General features: G+C 74.7%; 14 protein-coding genes. 4 read left to right on the forward strand and 10 right to left on the reverse strand.

Annotation, left to right across the window (positions count from 1 at the left end; genetic code table 11):
- Positions 1–182 precede the first annotated feature (182 nt).
- Positions 183–1,181: a glycosyltransferase family 2 protein gene (locus ABD347_RS13535; RefSeq protein ID WP_344360877.1), complete on the forward strand. Its 999-nt coding sequence runs from the start codon at positions 183–185 to the stop codon at positions 1,179–1,181.
- The gene (locus ABD347_RS13540) at positions 1,178–1,645 is read left to right on the forward strand and encodes a GtrA family protein (RefSeq protein WP_344360526.1); all 468 of its coding nucleotides are present in this window, start codon (positions 1,178–1,180) and stop codon (positions 1,643–1,645) included. Before ABD347_RS13535 ends, ABD347_RS13540 begins: the two co-directional genes overlap by 4 nt.
- Here ABD347_RS13540 and ABD347_RS13545 read toward each other — a convergent pair.
- The 3 genes from ABD347_RS13545 to ABD347_RS13555 form a co-directional block, all read right to left on the reverse strand.
- Positions 1,620–3,134 (reverse strand): DUF6056 family protein, encoded by a 1,515-nt coding sequence (locus tag ABD347_RS13545; protein ID WP_344360528.1) that lies wholly within the window; start codon positions 3,132–3,134, stop codon positions 1,620–1,622. The genes ABD347_RS13540 and ABD347_RS13545 overlap by 26 nt on opposite strands.
- Positions 3,135–3,296: 162 nt before the next feature.
- Complete coding sequence (locus ABD347_RS13550; RefSeq protein WP_344360530.1) at positions 3,297–4,028, reverse strand: class I SAM-dependent methyltransferase; 732 nt, start codon at positions 4,026–4,028, stop codon at positions 3,297–3,299.
- An 87-nt stretch (positions 4,029–4,115) separates the two neighbouring features.
- Positions 4,116–6,857 carry a SpoIIE family protein phosphatase gene (locus tag ABD347_RS13555; RefSeq protein WP_344360532.1) on the reverse strand — a complete coding sequence of 914 codons (2,742 nt, stop codon included), beginning with the start codon at positions 6,855–6,857 and terminating at the stop codon, positions 4,116–4,118.
- A gap of 239 nt (positions 6,858–7,096) precedes the next feature.
- On the opposite strand from ABD347_RS13555, the gene ABD347_RS13560 reads away from it, so the two are divergent.
- Positions 7,097–7,903 carry a carbonic anhydrase gene (locus ABD347_RS13560; RefSeq protein ID WP_425575649.1) on the forward strand — a complete coding sequence of 269 codons (807 nt, stop codon included), beginning with the start codon at positions 7,097–7,099 and terminating at the stop codon, positions 7,901–7,903.
- Here ABD347_RS13560 and ABD347_RS13565 read toward each other — a convergent pair.
- The 4 genes from ABD347_RS13565 to ABD347_RS13580 are packed head-to-tail and all read right to left on the reverse strand — an operon-like array spanning position 7,869 to position 10,963.
- Positions 7,869–8,495 (reverse strand): alpha-ketoglutarate-dependent dioxygenase AlkB family protein, encoded by a 627-nt coding sequence (locus ABD347_RS13565; RefSeq protein ID WP_344360534.1) that lies wholly within the window; start codon positions 8,493–8,495, stop codon positions 7,869–7,871. The genes ABD347_RS13560 and ABD347_RS13565 overlap by 35 nt on opposite strands.
- A gap of 52 nt (positions 8,496–8,547) precedes the next feature.
- Entirely contained in the window at positions 8,548–9,261 is a 714-nt protein-coding gene (locus ABD347_RS13570) for a polysaccharide deacetylase family protein (RefSeq protein WP_344360536.1), read from the reverse strand.
- On the reverse strand, positions 9,255–10,130 hold the full coding sequence (locus ABD347_RS13575; RefSeq protein WP_344360537.1) for a DMT family transporter: 876 nt from the start codon (positions 10,128–10,130) through the stop codon (positions 9,255–9,257). Before ABD347_RS13575 ends, ABD347_RS13570 begins: the two co-directional genes overlap by 7 nt.
- A gap of 5 nt (positions 10,131–10,135) precedes the next feature.
- On the reverse strand, positions 10,136–10,963 hold the full coding sequence (locus tag ABD347_RS13580; protein WP_344360538.1) for an SDR family NAD(P)-dependent oxidoreductase: 828 nt from the start codon (positions 10,961–10,963) through the stop codon (positions 10,136–10,138).
- A 182-nt stretch (positions 10,964–11,145) separates the two neighbouring features.
- On the opposite strand from ABD347_RS13580, the gene ABD347_RS13585 reads away from it, so the two are divergent.
- Complete coding sequence (locus tag ABD347_RS13585; protein ID WP_344360539.1) at positions 11,146–12,231, forward strand: MGDG synthase family glycosyltransferase; 1,086 nt, start codon at positions 11,146–11,148, stop codon at positions 12,229–12,231.
- A gap of 2 nt (positions 12,232–12,233) precedes the next feature.
- On the opposite strand, the gene ABD347_RS13590 is transcribed toward ABD347_RS13585, so the two are convergent.
- The 3 genes from ABD347_RS13590 to ABD347_RS13600 form a co-directional block, all read right to left on the reverse strand.
- Complete coding sequence (locus ABD347_RS13590) at positions 12,234–13,085, reverse strand: arylamine N-acetyltransferase family protein (RefSeq protein WP_344360541.1); 852 nt, start codon at positions 13,083–13,085, stop codon at positions 12,234–12,236.
- A gap of 24 nt (positions 13,086–13,109) precedes the next feature.
- Complete coding sequence (locus ABD347_RS13595) at positions 13,110–14,276, reverse strand: lanthionine synthetase LanC family protein (RefSeq protein ID WP_344360542.1); 1,167 nt, start codon at positions 14,274–14,276, stop codon at positions 13,110–13,112.
- A 102-nt stretch (positions 14,277–14,378) separates the two neighbouring features.
- Positions 14,379–14,525, reverse strand: a complete 147-nt coding sequence (locus ABD347_RS13600; RefSeq protein ID WP_344360544.1) for a hypothetical protein — start codon at positions 14,523–14,525, stop codon at positions 14,379–14,381.
- Positions 14,526–14,541 lie beyond the last annotated feature (16 nt).

A 14,541-nucleotide genomic window follows, 5' to 3' on the forward strand; every position in this document is an offset into this window, starting at 1 on the left:
CCGGTCACCCGAGTGGACGGCGTGGGGCTGTGAACCGGCCGCCGCCGCGCTCCACTGGCTGGAAAGGGCGAAGTCCGCCGCCCTGTGCAGGCAACCCCGGTGGCCCCATGGCCATCCTCCCTATGCGGCGGCCCGAACTCCCGGCCGCCGCCCCGCACACCAGTGCATGGAGTGAGCAGCCCATGGTCCGTATGTCGGTCGTCGTCCCCTGTCTCGACGAGAGCGAGGTGATCGACGCCTTTCACACGGCCCTGGTCGCCACCCTCGAACCGACCGGCGTGGCCTTCGAGGTCTGCTACGTCGACGACGGCAGCGGTGACCGCACCATGGACAGGCTGCGGTACCTCGCGGCGGCCGACGGGCGTGTGCGCTACACCTCCTTCAGCCGGAACTTCGGCAAGGAGTCCGCGCTCCTCGCCGGTATGCGCATGGCCCGCGGCGACGTGGTGGTCCTCATGGACGCCGACCTCCAGCACCCGCCCGAGCTCCTCCCCCGCATGCTGGAGCTGCACCGGCACGGCTACGACCAGGTGATCGCCCAGCGCGACCGGACCGGCGAGGGAGCCGCGCGGACCGCGCTCAGCCGCGTCTACTACCGCCTGGTGCGGCGTTTCATGGACGTCGAGATCGTCGACGGGGCGGGCGACTTCCGGCTGCTGTCGCGCCGCGCGGTCGACTCCCTCCTCTCGCTGCCGGAGAGCAACCGCTTCTCCAAGGGCCTGTTCTCCTGGATCGGGTTCGACACCGTCAGCTTCGCCTACGAGAACGTCGCGCGGGCCGCCGGCCGGTCGAAGTGGGGTGGCCGGCGGCTGCTCAACTACGGCATCGACGGGCTGTTGTCGTTCAACAGCCGGCCGCTGCGCCTGGCCATCCACACGGGACTGTGGCTGTTCCTGTCCGCACTCGTCTACGCCCTGTGGATCATCGCCAACGCGGTCCTCGACGGGGTGGACACACCCGGCTACGCCACCCTCATCACCGCCATCGTCGGGCTCAGCGGTGTCCAGCTCGCCACGCTCGGCGTCATCGGCGAGTACGTGGGCCGCATCTACCACGAGACCAAGCGCCGCCCGCACTACGTGGTACGGGAGACGGACCGGACCGCCGGCGTCCACCGCGACCCGGGCGACCCTCACGCGGCGCCGCTGGAGCACGCGGGACGGGCCCGGCCCAAGCCGTGAGACCGTTCGCCGCCCCGCGGAGGCCCGCGGTCCGCCAGTTCGTCTCCTTCGCCCTCGTCGGCCTCGCCAACACCGCCGTCTACTTCGCCGTGTACGCCTCGCTGAACATCTGGCTGCCCTACCTCGCCGCCCACGCCATCGGGTACGCGGTCAGCGTCGTCGGCTCGTTCCTGCTCAACTCGTACGTCACCGTCCGCACCAGGCCCACCTGGCGGGCGTTCGCCCGCTATCCCCTGTCGGGCGCGGCCAACGTGGTGGGCAGCGGAATCCTGCTCCATCTCGGCGTCAGCGCGCTGGGGATGGACGAGAACGTGGCGGCGATCGCCGCCGGTCTCCTCGTCACCCCGCTGTCCTTCGTGCTCGCCCGCTGGGCCATCACCTCCGGGGCGGCCGCCACCCGCCGTTCCGCGTCGCGGCGGCCGCCCGGGGACGGCCGGGTCAGGGAAGGCGCGTCCCGCGAGTGACCTTGTCCAGGTGGTAGTAGTCGGCGACGCACTGCGCGGGCCAGATACGGGTGCCGTTCGCGCTGAACGGCTCCAGCATCCCGCTGACCGACACCGGCTTGTACGGCAGCACCTTCGCGCCCTCCGCCGCCCGCTCCCGCAGCCACCGGTCCTGTCGGTCCCACTTCTGCGCGCGTACCCGCATGTCGTGGCCCAGCTCGTACAGCGGGACGGCCAGTCCGAGGACCGTCACCGCGCAGAGCGCGGCGGCGACCCCGGTGGCCGCGCCCGTGACGGCCCCGCGCGACCGCAGCGCACGGCCCAGGAAGGCGCCGGCGCCCACCAGGAGCAGCACGTACAGCAGGAGGTAGTCGTTCCACGTCCGCTCGGCCGCCACCACTCGGGGGCCGAACACCGGGTAGGTGATGACCGTGCACAGGTAGCCGGACACCAGGAACGCCGCCGCGCCGAGACCGGTGAGCAGCAGCGGGCGGCACGGCAGCAGGACCCGCCGTTCGCGGGAGCCGGGGCGGCGCGACGCGAGCAGGCCCAGCAGGACTCCGGCGGCGACGGCCCCGACGTATTGCCACGTGGTCAGCACGGTCTCCAGGATGCGGACGTACGCCCGCAGCGAGGCGAGCAGCGACTCGGGGGCGAGCATGGAGGTGGTCTCGGCGCCGAACCGCTCGCGCCGGTTGCGCGAGCCGGGGGAGGTCACCAGCACGAGCGTGCCGACGGCGACACCGGCCATGCCGACGAAGGACCAGCCCCGGGCGAACGCCCTGGCCCGGTCGGTGAAGAGCAGTCCGGCGAAGATCACGACGCCCGAGAGCACCACCAGGGCCACCACGGACGCCTCTTCGGAGAGGGTCCCCACGAACACGCCCGCGACCAGGACGACCGCGAGCGCCGTGATCCGGCCACGCCGGCCACGGGCCCGTGCCAGCGGGACGGCGGCCGCACACGCGAGGACCGGGGCGAGGGTGTGCGAGACGGACGCGGCGGGCCAGTAGAACGTCTTGTACGTGTTGGGCGTGGCGAACAGGAACACCGCCGTGATCATGGACGCGACGAGCAGCGGCACCCCGCGCGGCACGCTCTGTCCGGCCCTGCGCAGCAGCGACACGGTGAGCGCCCACAGCAGCCCGAGCATGAGGGCGCCGCTGACGAGGCCGTACCACTGGTGACCGGCGACCGGGAACCGGGCGTACAGCCCGACGAGCAGACCGTTGCCGACCCGCCCGTTGTCGGTGAGGTAGAACTTGCCGACCAGGCCGAGGACGCCCTCGTCGCGCACGACGGGCAGGAAGCACCACTCGTCGGCGCTGGGACGGACGTACCGGCCGAGGTACGAGGCGGCCGCGAGCAGACCGAGCGGCAGCAGGGACAGACCCACCGTCCACGCGGTCGTCCGGGACCCACGCGGGTCACCGCCCCCCTTCTCGGGCCCGTGCCCGGGTCCCTCGCCCGGGTCCGGGGGGACGGTGACACGCGATGCGCCGACGGCCATGTCTTCTTCACTGCCTCTCGGATAACCACTGGTACGACACCGAAGAGGTGATTCGGGGCGGTGCCGTTGTCCGCGCGCCGGGCCTGATTCGGCGCATCGCGGACCGGTCTCCCACTCGACCGGCTGTTCACGGCCCCCGCAACCGGCCGTCGTCCGGACGGCTCACGTCCGCAGCGCGGTCACCATGCGGCACCGGGGCGCTCCGTCGGGCCTGCGGCCGAACTCCTCCAGCGGGGAGAGCTCCACCCGGAAGCCGGCGCGGGTGAGCTCCGTGACCACGTCGGTGAGGCGGAAGGTGCGGTAGTACATGATGAAGGGCGGCCGCCACAGCAGGTTGCGCACCCGCATGGCCGCGTCGAACGCCAGGAGTTCCCAGTACGGCCGGGAGCCGACCGGGGGCGGGGCGGGGAGGGGGAAGACGAACCGGCCGCCGGGGCGCAGCGCCCGGTGCACCCCGGCGAACAGGCCGGGCCGCTCGGCCGGGAGGAAGTGCCCGAACGCCCCGAAGCTGACGGCCAGGTCGAAGGAGGGGCCGAACGGCAGGGCGCGGGCGTCGGCGCAGACCCAGTGGACCTCGGGGGTGCCGTCGGGGCCGCCGGTGTGGGCGGCGCGGGCCCGGTCGAGCATGCCGGTGCTGAAGTCGGTGCCGGTGACGCGCTCGTGGCACAGCTCGCGCAGCACGCCGATCCCGGCTCCGGTGCCGCAGCACACGTCGAGGCCCGCGCGGAACGGTCCGAGCGGCCGCAGCGCGTCGGCGACGGCGCCGAGCACCCGGTCGGAGGTGCGGTAGGGGGTGTGGTCGAAGGTGGGGGCCAGCAGGTCGTAGCCGGTGCGGGTGGAGGAGAGCGCCTGGGTGGCGAGTTCGCGGAGCGTCGGGCCGTGCGGGGTGGACATGGTCCCCTCTCGGGTGGATCCCGCGGATGGATCCGCGGGATCGCGCGGATGGATCTTTCGACGGACCTCTCGGACCGGACCGGCGTTTCAGAGCAGGCCGGCGTTGAAGACGTCGAACGGGAGGGTTCCGGTGCCGTCACCGGGGGTGGCGCCCGCGCCGGGGAGCGGGAGTTCGGCCCAGATGACCTTCCCCTGGGGGGTGTACCGGGTGCCCCAGCGTTCGGCCAGCTGGGCGACGAGGAAGAGCCCGCGGCCTCCTTCGTCGGTGGTGGCGGCGTACCGCAGGTGGGGCGAGGTGCTGTTGTGGTCGGCGACCTCGCAGGTCAGGCCGCGGTCGTACAGCAGGCGTACGCGGACGGGGGGCGCTCCGTAGCGGATGGCGTTGGTGATCAGCTCGCTGAGGATCAGCTCGGTGGCGAAGGACAGGTCGTCCAGGCCCCACTCGCCGAGGCGGCGCACCGCGGCGGAGCGGATGCCTCCGACGGCGCCGGGGTGGAAGTCCACGTCCCAGTCGGCGACGCGGTCGCGGCCCAGGGCGCGGGTGCGGGCGACGAGCAGGGCCACGTCGTCCTTGGGATGGGCGGGGAGCAGTTCGTCGAGCACCAGTCGGCAGCGTTCCTCGGGGGTGGCGGCGGGCCGGCCGAGGGCCTGGCGGAGCAGCTCGATGCCGACGTCGATGTCCCGGGTGCGGTCCTCGATCAGGCCGTCGGTGTAGAAGACGATCTGGCTGCCCTCGGCGAGTTCCAGTTCGCGGGTTTCGAAGGGTATGCCGCCCAGACCGAGCGGCGGCCCGGCGGGGAGATCGGGGAACTCGACGTGGCCGTCGGGGTGGACCAGCGCGGGCAGCGGGTGCCCCGCGCGGGCCATGGAGCAACGCCGGGAGACGGGGTCGTACACCGCGTACAGGCAGGTCGCCCCGGTCATTCCGGCGCCCCCGCCGGCGTCGTCCTCGTCCTGGTCGATGCGGCCGACGAGGTCGTCGAGGCGGCCGAGGAGTTCGTCGGGCGGCAGGTCGAGGGTGGAGAAGTTGTGCACCGCGGTGCGCAGCCGGCCCATGGTGGCGGCCGCGTGCAGGCCGTGTCCCACGACGTCGCCGACGACGAGGGCGACACGGCTGCCGGGCAGGGGGATGACGTCGAACCAGTCGCCGCCGACGCCGGACTGGGCGGGCAGGTAGCGGTGGGCCACCTCCAGGGCGCTCTGTTCGGGCAGGGCGCGGGGCAGCAGGCTGCGCTGGAGGGTGACGGCCATGGCGTGTTCGCGGGTGTAGCGGCGGGCGTTGTCGATGCTGACGGCGGCGCGGGCGACGAGTTCCTCGGCCAGTTCGAGGTCCTCCTCCTCGAAGGGTTCGGGTTTCTCCGAGCGCCAGAAGTTGGCGACGCCGAGCACCACTCCCCTGGCCTTGAGGGGGACGGCGATGAGCGAGTGGATGCCGTACTCGACGATCCGGCCCGCCCGCTCGGGGTCCTGGGCCTGCCAGCCGGGGGCCTCGGACAGGTCGGGCACGAGTTCCGCCCGGCCGCTGCCGAAGCCGCGTGCCTGGGGTGTGGAGGGCACGAAGCCGATCATCTTGCCGCGCGGGTAGAGCGGGTGGTCGTCGCGGATGCCGGCGACGGCGGTGCGGCGCATGTCGGCGGCCGTTCCGGAGGGCTCCTCGCCGCGCAGGACGGGGTCAGCGAGGTCGACGGTGACGAAGTCGGCGAAGCGCTGGACGGTGACTTCGGCGAGTTCCTCGGCCGTGCGGACGACGTCCAGGGTGGTGCCGATGCCGACGCCGGCGTCGTACAGCAGGTTGAGCCGTCTGCGGGCGCCCTCGGCGCGGCCGGTGAGCGAGCGCAGCTCGGTGGTGTCACGGATGGTGGCCACGGTGCCGGCGGGGCCGCCGTGGCGGTCGGTGTGGCGCTGGTTGACGGCGAGCAGCCGGTCGGCGGCGGGGACGACCTCGTCGGTGGCCACGCGGCCGGAGCAGAGCAGCTCGGCCATGCCGGGGTCGAGGCCGGGCAGGTCCTTGACGCTGCGGCCCTCCGCGTCGGGGGGAAGTCGCAGCAGGCGTTCGGCCTCGTCATTGGCGAGCAGGAGTCTGCCGTCGCCGCCCACGATGACGACGCCTTCGCGCACGGCGTGCAGGACGGCGTCGTGGTGTTCGTACACCCGGGTCATCTCGGTGGGGCCGAGGCCGTGCGTCTGTCGGCGCAGCCGCCGGGCCACCAGGGCCGTGCCGGCGGTGGCGACGGCCAGGCCGGCGGCGCTGGTGGCGAGGATGACGGGCAGCTGGCGGTTGACCACGCCGGTCACGTTGCGGACTTCCAGGCCGGCGGAGACGAGACCGATGACCTCCCCGTCCGAGCCGGTGACGGGGACGATGGCCTGGACCTCCTCGCCGAGGGGGCCGTCGACGCTCTCGGTGTGGACGCGGCCCGCGAGGGACGGCTCGATGGTGCCGACGAACCGTCCGCCGATCCGCTCCGGCTGCGGGTGGGTGTAGCGGATGCCCGTGGTGTCCATCACGACGAGGAAGTCGACCCCCGCCCTCTTCCGGGCTTCTTCGGTGAGGGGCTGCAGGACGCTCGACGGGTCGGGGTTCGTCTTGAGTACGTTCTCCAGGCCCGGGGAGTGGGCGAAGGTCTCGGCGACGGCGATCGAGCGGTTGCGGGCTTCCCGGTCGCTGTCGCCGCGCGACTGGAGGAGCAGTGCCAGGACCGCTCCCAGCACCAGCAGCAGGACGAGCGCCACCTGCAGGACGAAGACCTGTCCTGCGACGCTCCGTGGGAGCCTCCCGGCCAGTGACCGAACCGAGGCACCACGGAATCGGTCGAAGAAGTGGACCACGCTCCCCTTTCTAACACCGTACGGCCCGCGGCGACCATGAGTGACCGCCGGTGGCCGGACGACCACGGGCCGCGTGCGGTCCTCCTGGGCCTGGCCCGGGCGCGCGGGCGGGGGAATCCGGGGTTCGCCCATGGCTCTCCCATGGGTGCCCCATGCCTCGTCCATGGGTCCGCCATCGGTGGGCCAACAGGGCTCAAAGTCGAACAGTCGCCGAACAGCCGGTCGTAGGTTCTCGCGATGTGACGAAGCATCCCGGTGACGGCCCGGCAGCCCTCTCGGTCCCCGCTCCCCCGCGTTCCTCCCCGCGCGGCCGCCGCGCGCTGCTGCGCGCGGCACTCGGCGGTACCGCCGCCCTCGGTGCCGGGGCGGTCCTCGCTCCGGCGGCGGCCGTGGCGGCGGCCCGGCCCGTCGGGCCCCGCCCCACCACTCCGGCGGCGGCGCTGCGCGAGCTGGCGCGCGGCAACGGGCGCTGGCGGTCCAAGCACCAGGCCCATCCGCACGAGAGCGCGGCGGACCGGGTGGCGGCCCTGTCCGGTCAGCACCCGTTCGCGCTGGTCCTCGGCTGCGTGGACTCCCGCGTCCCGCCCGAGCTCGTGTTCGACCAGGGTCTCGGCGACCTGATGACGGTCCGCTCGGCGGGCCAGGTCCTGGACGAGGCGGTCCTCGGCAGCATCGCGTACGGCGTCCTGGAACTGGGGATACCGCTGGTCATGGTGCTGGGCCACCAGTCGTGCGGGGCGGTCGCGGCGGCGGTGGCCGCGGAGGAGAGCGGTGAGCGGCCGCCCGCCCACATCGACTACATCGCCGAACGGATACGGCCCGTGATCGACCGCGGTCACACGGGACCGGCGCGGGTCGACACGACGATCACGGCCAATGTGCGCCATGTGCGCGGCCTGCTGGCCGCGGAACCGGACCTCCGCGCCCGGGTGGCGGCGGGCCGGCTCGCCATCGTGGGGGCCCGGTACGAACTCGGCAGCCAGCGCGTGCACCGGGTCGCCCGGGGCGGGGTCAGCGCACGCCCCGCGGCCGGAACTGGACGCTGATCCGGGGGCCGACCCCCTTGGCGGTCTTGGGGACGGCGTGCTCCCAGGTCCGCTGGCAGGTGCCGCCCATCACGATCAGGTCGCCGTGTCCGAGCGGGACGCGGGTCGCGGGGCCGCCGCGCCGGGGGCGCAGGGCGAGGTCGCGGGGTTCGCCGACCGACAGGATGGCGACCATGGTGTCCTCGCGCGACCCGCGCCCGACGCGGTCGCCGTGCCAGGCGACGCTGTCCCGGCCGTCCCGGTAGTAGCAGAGCCCGGCGGTGGTGAACGGCTCGCCCAGCTCGGCGGCGTAGTGCGCGGTGAGCGCGGCGCGGGCCTCGTCGAGCACGGGGTGCGGCAGGCGGTCGCGTTCGCCGTAGTGGGCCAGCAGGCGGGGTACGTCGACCTCGTGGTCGTACATGGTGCGCCGCTCGGCCCGCCACGGGACGCTTCCGGCCAGCTCCTCGAACAGGGCGTCGGCGCCGTGCAGCCAGCCGGGCAGCAGGTCGGTCCACGCGCCGTCGCCGAGTTCGGTCCGGCGGACACCGGTCAGCGGCCCCAGGCGGACCTCGTCGGTCTGGTCGAAGAGCGAGCCCTGCAGATGCGCGGTCATGACTCCAGCGTACGAGGTAAATCGAATGCATGAGCTATTCACGCTCCGGTGATCAGCCCAGACCGTGGTCGTCGAGCCGGCCGACCCGCAGGCCGCGCCGACGGCACTCGGCGACGAGGTCCGGTACCGCTCCCAGCGCCGCCCGCCACGCTCCCGGCGCGCTCACCACATCGGTGTCGTGCAGCAGCACCGTCGCGCCGCCACGCAGCGTCCGGGTGACCTCGGCGCTCACGCTCCGCGCCGTGGCCTCGGCCGTCCAGTCGCGCCCCCACGCCGACCAGAGCACCGTGCGCAGCCCGGCGGCGCGGGCGGCGGCCCACCGGCCGCCGGTGAGGATCCCGTACGCGGGGCGATACCACAGCGGGCGCCGCCCCGCCGCGCCGGCGACCAGATCCGCCGTACGCGCCAGGTCGCGGGCGTCGCGCAGCGGGTGGGGGCACCAGGGCCGGTCGTGCCGCCAGCCGTGGACGGCCAGCTCGTGGCCCTCCGCCGCGATCAGCCGCCCCAGACCGGGGTGGCGCTCCAGCCGGCCGCCCAGGACGAAGAACGTGGCCCGGACCGACAGGGCGTCCAGGACGCGGAGGAACTGCGGCGTGGTGGCCGGATCCGGGCCGTCGTCGAAGGTCAGGGCCACGTGCGACGGGTCGCCGCGCCCGTCGAGCCCCGGCCACAGCGCGGCGCGCGCACCGGGCAGCCAGCTCGCGGCGGGCCCGATGTGCCAGGCGGCCACCGCGCCCAGCAGGCCCACGGGGAGGGCGTTCACCATCGTTCCTCCGGGTGCTCGGGGTCGTCCGTGACCAGCGGTGACCTGGCCAGCTGCACGCATCCGGCCACCAGCAGCGCGAGCGCCAGCACCTCGAAGACGACCCGCCACCCGAGGTGCACCCGCTCCGCGAACAGTGTCACGCCCAGCACCACGCTCAGCAGGGCGTCCCCCAGGGTCAGCGCGGGCTGCGACGCCACCAGGCTGCCCGCCCGCAGCGTCACCTGGAGCAGGAGGAAGCTCGCCAGCCCCACGGCCACCGCGGCGTACGGCTGCCATGTCGTCAGCACCGCTCCGACACCGTCCGGCAACCGCCCCAGCGCGTCCTTCAGCAGCGCCGCCGTGCACGCGAAACCGGTCGCCGTCGCCGTGCCCAGCACCGCGGCGCGCGGCGCCGACGACAGCCGCAGCGACACCACGCCCAGCAGCGCCACGAAGAGACCCGCGCCCAGCGCGGTCCACCCCCAGTCGGCCGGCGGCACGGTGGCGCGGCCGCCCGTGGGGTCGGCCAGCGCCAGGAACACCGCGAGGCCCACGGCCATGGCGACGAACGCCCACCGGGTCCGGGTGTCCGGCCGGCGCCGGAACACGATGCCACCGACGACCAGCGTGAACATCAGCTCCGTGCTCATCACCGGCTGCACCACGGACAGCGGGCCCGTGGCCAGGGCGAGCGCCTGGAGGATGCCCGAGACGGCCAGCAGCGCCGCGCCCCACACCCACACGCGCCGGTGCACCAGTCCCGCCATCCACGAACCCCGCCGCCCCGATGCCGGCACCGGGGCGGTGGCGGCGCCCCGCCGCTGGAGCACGGACGCTCCGGCGTTGCCGAGGGCGGCCAGCAGGGCCAGGCAGATCGAGAGTGCCAGCACCGCGGTCAGCCGAACCGCTTGGCCATCGAGCGGAAGAAGCCCGGCACCGCCCCGTGCAGCCGGGCCGGCATGCCGAGCCAGGACGGTACGAACACATCGTCGTGGCCCCGCACGACCGCGTCGAACACCACCTCGGCCACCCGTTCGGGTGTCACGGGGCGCGGGCGTTCCCGGTGGTACGGGGCGCCCCGCCGGGTGAAGAACGGGGTGTCCACCGCGCCCGGCAGGACGACGGTCACTCCCACGCGGGTACCGGCCAGCTCGTAGCGAAGGCTGTCGGCGAAGGCCAGCAACCCGCCCTTGGTGGCGGCGTAGACCGCTTCGTTGGCCACGCCCACCCGGCCGGCCATGGAACCGATCATCACCACCCGGCCGAAGCCCCGCTCCGCCATTCCGGGCAGCAGGAGCCGCACCAGGTGCACGACCGAGGTGAGGTTCAACGTGATCAGCCGGTCGACGGCGTCGGCCGGCATCCGGGTGAAGGGCCCCGCCCAGCCGATGCCCGCGGCGGCCACCAGCATGTCGACCCGCCCCTCCCGCTCCAGGGCGTCCGCCGCCAGCCGCTCCGCCCCGTCCGGCTCCCCCAGATCCGCCCGCAGCGCGCCGCCGCCCGTGCGGCGCGCCACGGCCGCGAGGCGTTCCTCGTCCCGCCCGCTGAGCAGCAGCCGCCACCGGCCGTCGGCGGCGAACCGGTCGGCGACAGCCTCACCGATCCCGGACGACGCGCCCGTGATCAGCGAGACCGGGCGCCCGGCCGGGCGCCCGGTGGACCGTGCCCCTCCCGGCCGGGCCTCGTGACGGGGCGTGGCCTCGTGACGGGGCGTAGGGGGCATGGCGGATCCTCCGGACTGTCGTCGACCGTGCCCTTCCAGCCTCCCGGTTTCCCGCCGGTTCGCCTCCCGGCACCCTCCACCGCGCCCGCCGATCCACCCGAACAGTCCGATTCGGCCGCCCTCGGGACGGCACCCGGGGGCGGGACGGCACACCATGGAACGGCACGGAACGGAGGGCGGACATGGGGCGGCGATGCCTGGTCCTGACCGCGAGCATGGGCGCGGGGCACGACGCGGTGGCCCGCGAACTGGCGCGCCGGCTCCGCGCCGACGGCCACGACGTCCTGGTCCGGGACGTGCTGACGCTGCTCCCGCCGGGCACCGGACCGGCCGTGCGCGGCTTCTACCGGTTCGTGATCAGGCGGCTGCCCGTGGTGTACACGGCGATCCACGCGCTGTTCCTGGCTCCCCGGCCGCGTCCCGGCCGGAAGCCGGACGTCTCGCCGATGGCGGCGCTCGCCGAGCGGCGGACGGCCGCGCTCGTGGCGGCGTGGCGGCCCGAGGTGATCGTCTCCACCTTCCACCTCGCGGGCCAGGTCACCGGGCGGATGCGCGGCCACGGTGCGCTGCGGGTGCCGTGCGCGGTGTTCGTCACCGACTTCGCGGTGCACCGCGCCTGGCTGGAGCCGGGCAACGACCTGTACCTGTGCGTCAGCGAGACGGCCGCCCGGGCGGCCCGCGACGGCACCGGACGGCCGGCGATCGCCACGGGGCCGGTCGTGCCGCCGGAGTTCCACACGTCCGGGGGGCGGGCGCATGACGCGGGCGGGCGGCCGGTGGTGCTCCTCTCGGGCGGGGCGTGGGGCGTCGGACCGGGGCTGCTCCGCACGGCCGGGGCGCTCGCCCGGCACGGGTTCGAGCCGGTGCTGCTGTGCGGGCGCGACGAGCGGCTGCGGCGGCGCGCCGAGCGGCTCCCGGGGGTGCGGGCACTCGGCTGGACGGACGACATGCCGGGCCTGATGGCGTCGGCGCGGGTCCTGGTCGACAACGCGGCGGGCCAGACGGCGGCGCAGGCCCTCGCGGCCGGTGTTCCCGTGGTCGGTTACCGGCCCATCGCCGGGCACGGTGCCGCGGGGGTGCGGGAGATGGCCGCCGAGGGGCTGACCACGTACGCCGGCGACCTGCCCGGCCTTTTGGCGGCCGTCGGCGAACTCGCCCGTCCGGGTGCCGCGCGGGAGCGGCGGGCGGCGGACGGCGCGGCGGTGTTCCGGACCGACGCCGCACGGCTGGTCGCCGGTCTGGCGGACCGCGCGGAGCTCAGGGGCTGACGTCAGCTCCGCGACGCCGACCGGTCGGCCAGCCACTTCTCGTGGGCGCGCGTCACCCGCTCCCACAGCACGGTCCGGTCGCCGGCGCCGAGCCCGTCCAGGTTCCGGCCGAAGACGTCCGTGAGCGCGGCGAACCACTCCTCCGCCGTGTCCAGCGGGCGCTCGGTGCGTCCGGAGGCGTCGACACGCGTCAGGACACGGCCCCGCAGCAGGTCGAGTCCCTTGGCGTCACGGCGCAGGGCGGTGAAGGCCGACAGGAACGGCGAGTCCGGCGCGGTGGACAGCCGTACGTGCTCCTCGGCGAAGTCGGCCATGGTGGCGGGCCGCGCGGCGAACTCCATGACCGGGAAGGAGCTGCCGGGGTCTTGGTGGAACGTCCATCCGCCGGGCTCGGTGACCGACGGTTCCATCCGGTACGTGAACGGGCCCTGCCGGTAGGTGCCCGGGCGCAGCGGCAGCGGTTCGTGCGGCCCGTCGCCGAGGCCGGTGTCGACGAACCAGGCTTCGCCGTCGACCCGTACCGTCAGTGCCAGGTGGTTGCCGTTGGCGCCCCGTCCCGAGGGGTCGTGGTGGACGCCTGCGACGTGGCGGGTGACGTCGTACCCGAGGGCCTCGAGCAGCGCGGCGAAGCCGCCGTTGAGGTGGAAGCAGTAACCGCCCTCTCCGGCGGCGAACCGGCGTACGGACAGGGCGGGTTCGATGCCGGGCGGCCGCCCGAGCTGGATGTCGACGTTCTCGTAGGGGACGCGTTCCAGATGGGCCCGCTGCAGCGCGCTCAGCGCCTCGGCGGAGGGGGCGCCGGGATCGGCGATGCCGAGGCGGGCCAGGTACGTGTCAAAGCCCTTCACGCTCATGGCCGTTCACCCTATCGGGGGCTGTCAGCGCAGGCCGAGGCAGGGCAGCCAGTCCCGGGGCGCGCCCCGGGCCGTGAGCAGGGCACTCAGCGCGCCCGGCGCGCCCACCAGCAGCCCGGCCGGCCAGGGTGTGGCGAGCGCGTCGGGGAGCCGGTCGCGCAGCCCGGCCCGGAGGCGGGCGCTCAGGGCGGCCGCCGCGGGCGCACGGGCGTGGCGGTCGAAGGCGTCGGCGACCGCCAGGACGCCCGCCGCGCCGTGGCACAGCCCGAGGAGGTCGTCCGGGCCCTCACCGAACAGGTGGAAGTCCTCGTCGTACCGTTCGGCGAGCGTGGTGAAGGCCCCCAGGGCCCGGTCGGCCGCCGCCCGGTCGCCCAGCGCGTCGGCGGCGTCCCACAGCGCCCAGGCGACGCCCGGCGTCCCATAGCACCAGGCCTGGCGCGGGTCGGCGCCCTTGGGCGGTGGGCCGTCGAGTCCGGCGCCCGGCCAGGTGCGCAGGCCGCGTTCGTCGACGTGGGACCGGGCGGCCAGCCAGCCGGTGGCGCGGCGCAGGGCCTCTGCCGTCCCGGGGTCGCCGGTGCGGCGGAGGGCGGCGGTGAGCGCGGTGACGACCCCGGCGACCCCGTGCCCCATGCCGGTGTTGACGCGTCCGTGCGTCCAGGACAGGTGCGGGTGATGCTCGTACTGCCCGGTGCGCAGACGGGGCAGGTCGTCGTGGTCGCAGAGAGCGGTGAGATGACGGGTCGCGGTGACGGGCGGCGGGGAGTCGGTGCCGGCGCACAGGGCCAGCAGGATGCCGGCGGGACCGGTGATGAGGTCGTAGTCGGGGAAGCCGACGTCCCTCGTCCGCCAGCCCGTGGCGACGGTGTCGCCGGTCAGGTGGTCGCGCAGCCGGTCCGCCGCGCGGTGCAGCACCGGGTGGAGCCGGGCGCCCAGCCGCAGTCCGACGAGCGTGCCGGCCAGGCCGCCGTCGTACAGCCCGGGGTGGCCGGGGCCGCGCCCCGCCGTCCTGGCCCAGAGGGCGACCGCGCGGCCCGCCGCGGTGACGGCCCCGGGGCCGCCGGTCTCGGCGACCAGGCGGGCGAGGACGGGAATGCCGGGGTCGCAGGGCGTGGCCGTCCACGGAGACCGCGCCGTCCACTTCTCCAGGTAGGTGACGGAGAGTTCGACGACCGGGTCGTGCGGGCTGTCCATCGGGGCTCCTCGCCGTACGGGGCCGGGGGTGGACGGAGCCGCCCGGACCTGCCGGGCGGCTCCTGGTGAGGCGGGGGCGCCGCGCGGGCGCGCCCGCCCGCGTCAGGCGCAGATGACCACGGTCGCGCAGACGATGATGGTGCAGACCTGGCTCATGGCCTGCGTCTGGGCCAGTTCCGTGTCGGTGATGCGCTCGTCGAGGTCGTCGATGAGGGCGTCGAGGTCGGTGAGTTCGATGGTTCCGGGCATGGTGGGTTCCCTTCTC

This window comes from Streptomyces gobitricini (genome assembly GCF_039532985.1).
GTDB lineage: Bacteria > Actinomycetota > Actinomycetes > Streptomycetales > Streptomycetaceae > Streptomyces > Streptomyces gobitricini.

Excerpts from the sequence above, each read along its gene's own strand:
- ABD347_RS13535 (WP_344360877.1), top strand. The coding sequence starts at position 183 with ATGGTCCGTATGTCGGTCGTCGTCCCCTGTCTCGACGAGAGCGAGGTG.
- ABD347_RS13545 (WP_344360528.1), bottom strand. The coding sequence starts at position 3,134 with ATGGCCGTCGGCGCATCGCGTGTCACCGTCCCCCCGGACCCGGGCGAG.
- ABD347_RS13550 (WP_344360530.1), bottom strand. The coding sequence starts at position 4,028 with ATGTCCACCCCGCACGGCCCGACGCTCCGCGAACTCGCCACCCAGGCG.
- ABD347_RS13565 (WP_344360534.1), bottom strand. The coding sequence starts at position 8,495 with ATGACCGCGCATCTGCAGGGCTCGCTCTTCGACCAGACCGACGAGGTC.
- ABD347_RS13570 (WP_344360536.1), bottom strand. The coding sequence starts at position 9,261 with ATGGTGAACGCCCTCCCCGTGGGCCTGCTGGGCGCGGTGGCCGCCTGG.
- ABD347_RS13580 (WP_344360538.1), bottom strand. The coding sequence starts at position 10,963 with ATGCCCCCTACGCCCCGTCACGAGGCCACGCCCCGTCACGAGGCCCGG.
- ABD347_RS13585 (WP_344360539.1), top strand. The coding sequence starts at position 11,146 with ATGGGGCGGCGATGCCTGGTCCTGACCGCGAGCATGGGCGCGGGGCAC.
- ABD347_RS13590 (WP_344360541.1), bottom strand. The coding sequence starts at position 13,085 with ATGAGCGTGAAGGGCTTTGACACGTACCTGGCCCGCCTCGGCATCGCC.
- ABD347_RS13595 (WP_344360542.1), bottom strand. The coding sequence starts at position 14,276 with ATGGACAGCCCGCACGACCCGGTCGTCGAACTCTCCGTCACCTACCTG.
- ABD347_RS13600 (WP_344360544.1), bottom strand. The coding sequence starts at position 14,525 with ATGCCCGGAACCATCGAACTCACCGACCTCGACGCCCTCATCGACGAC.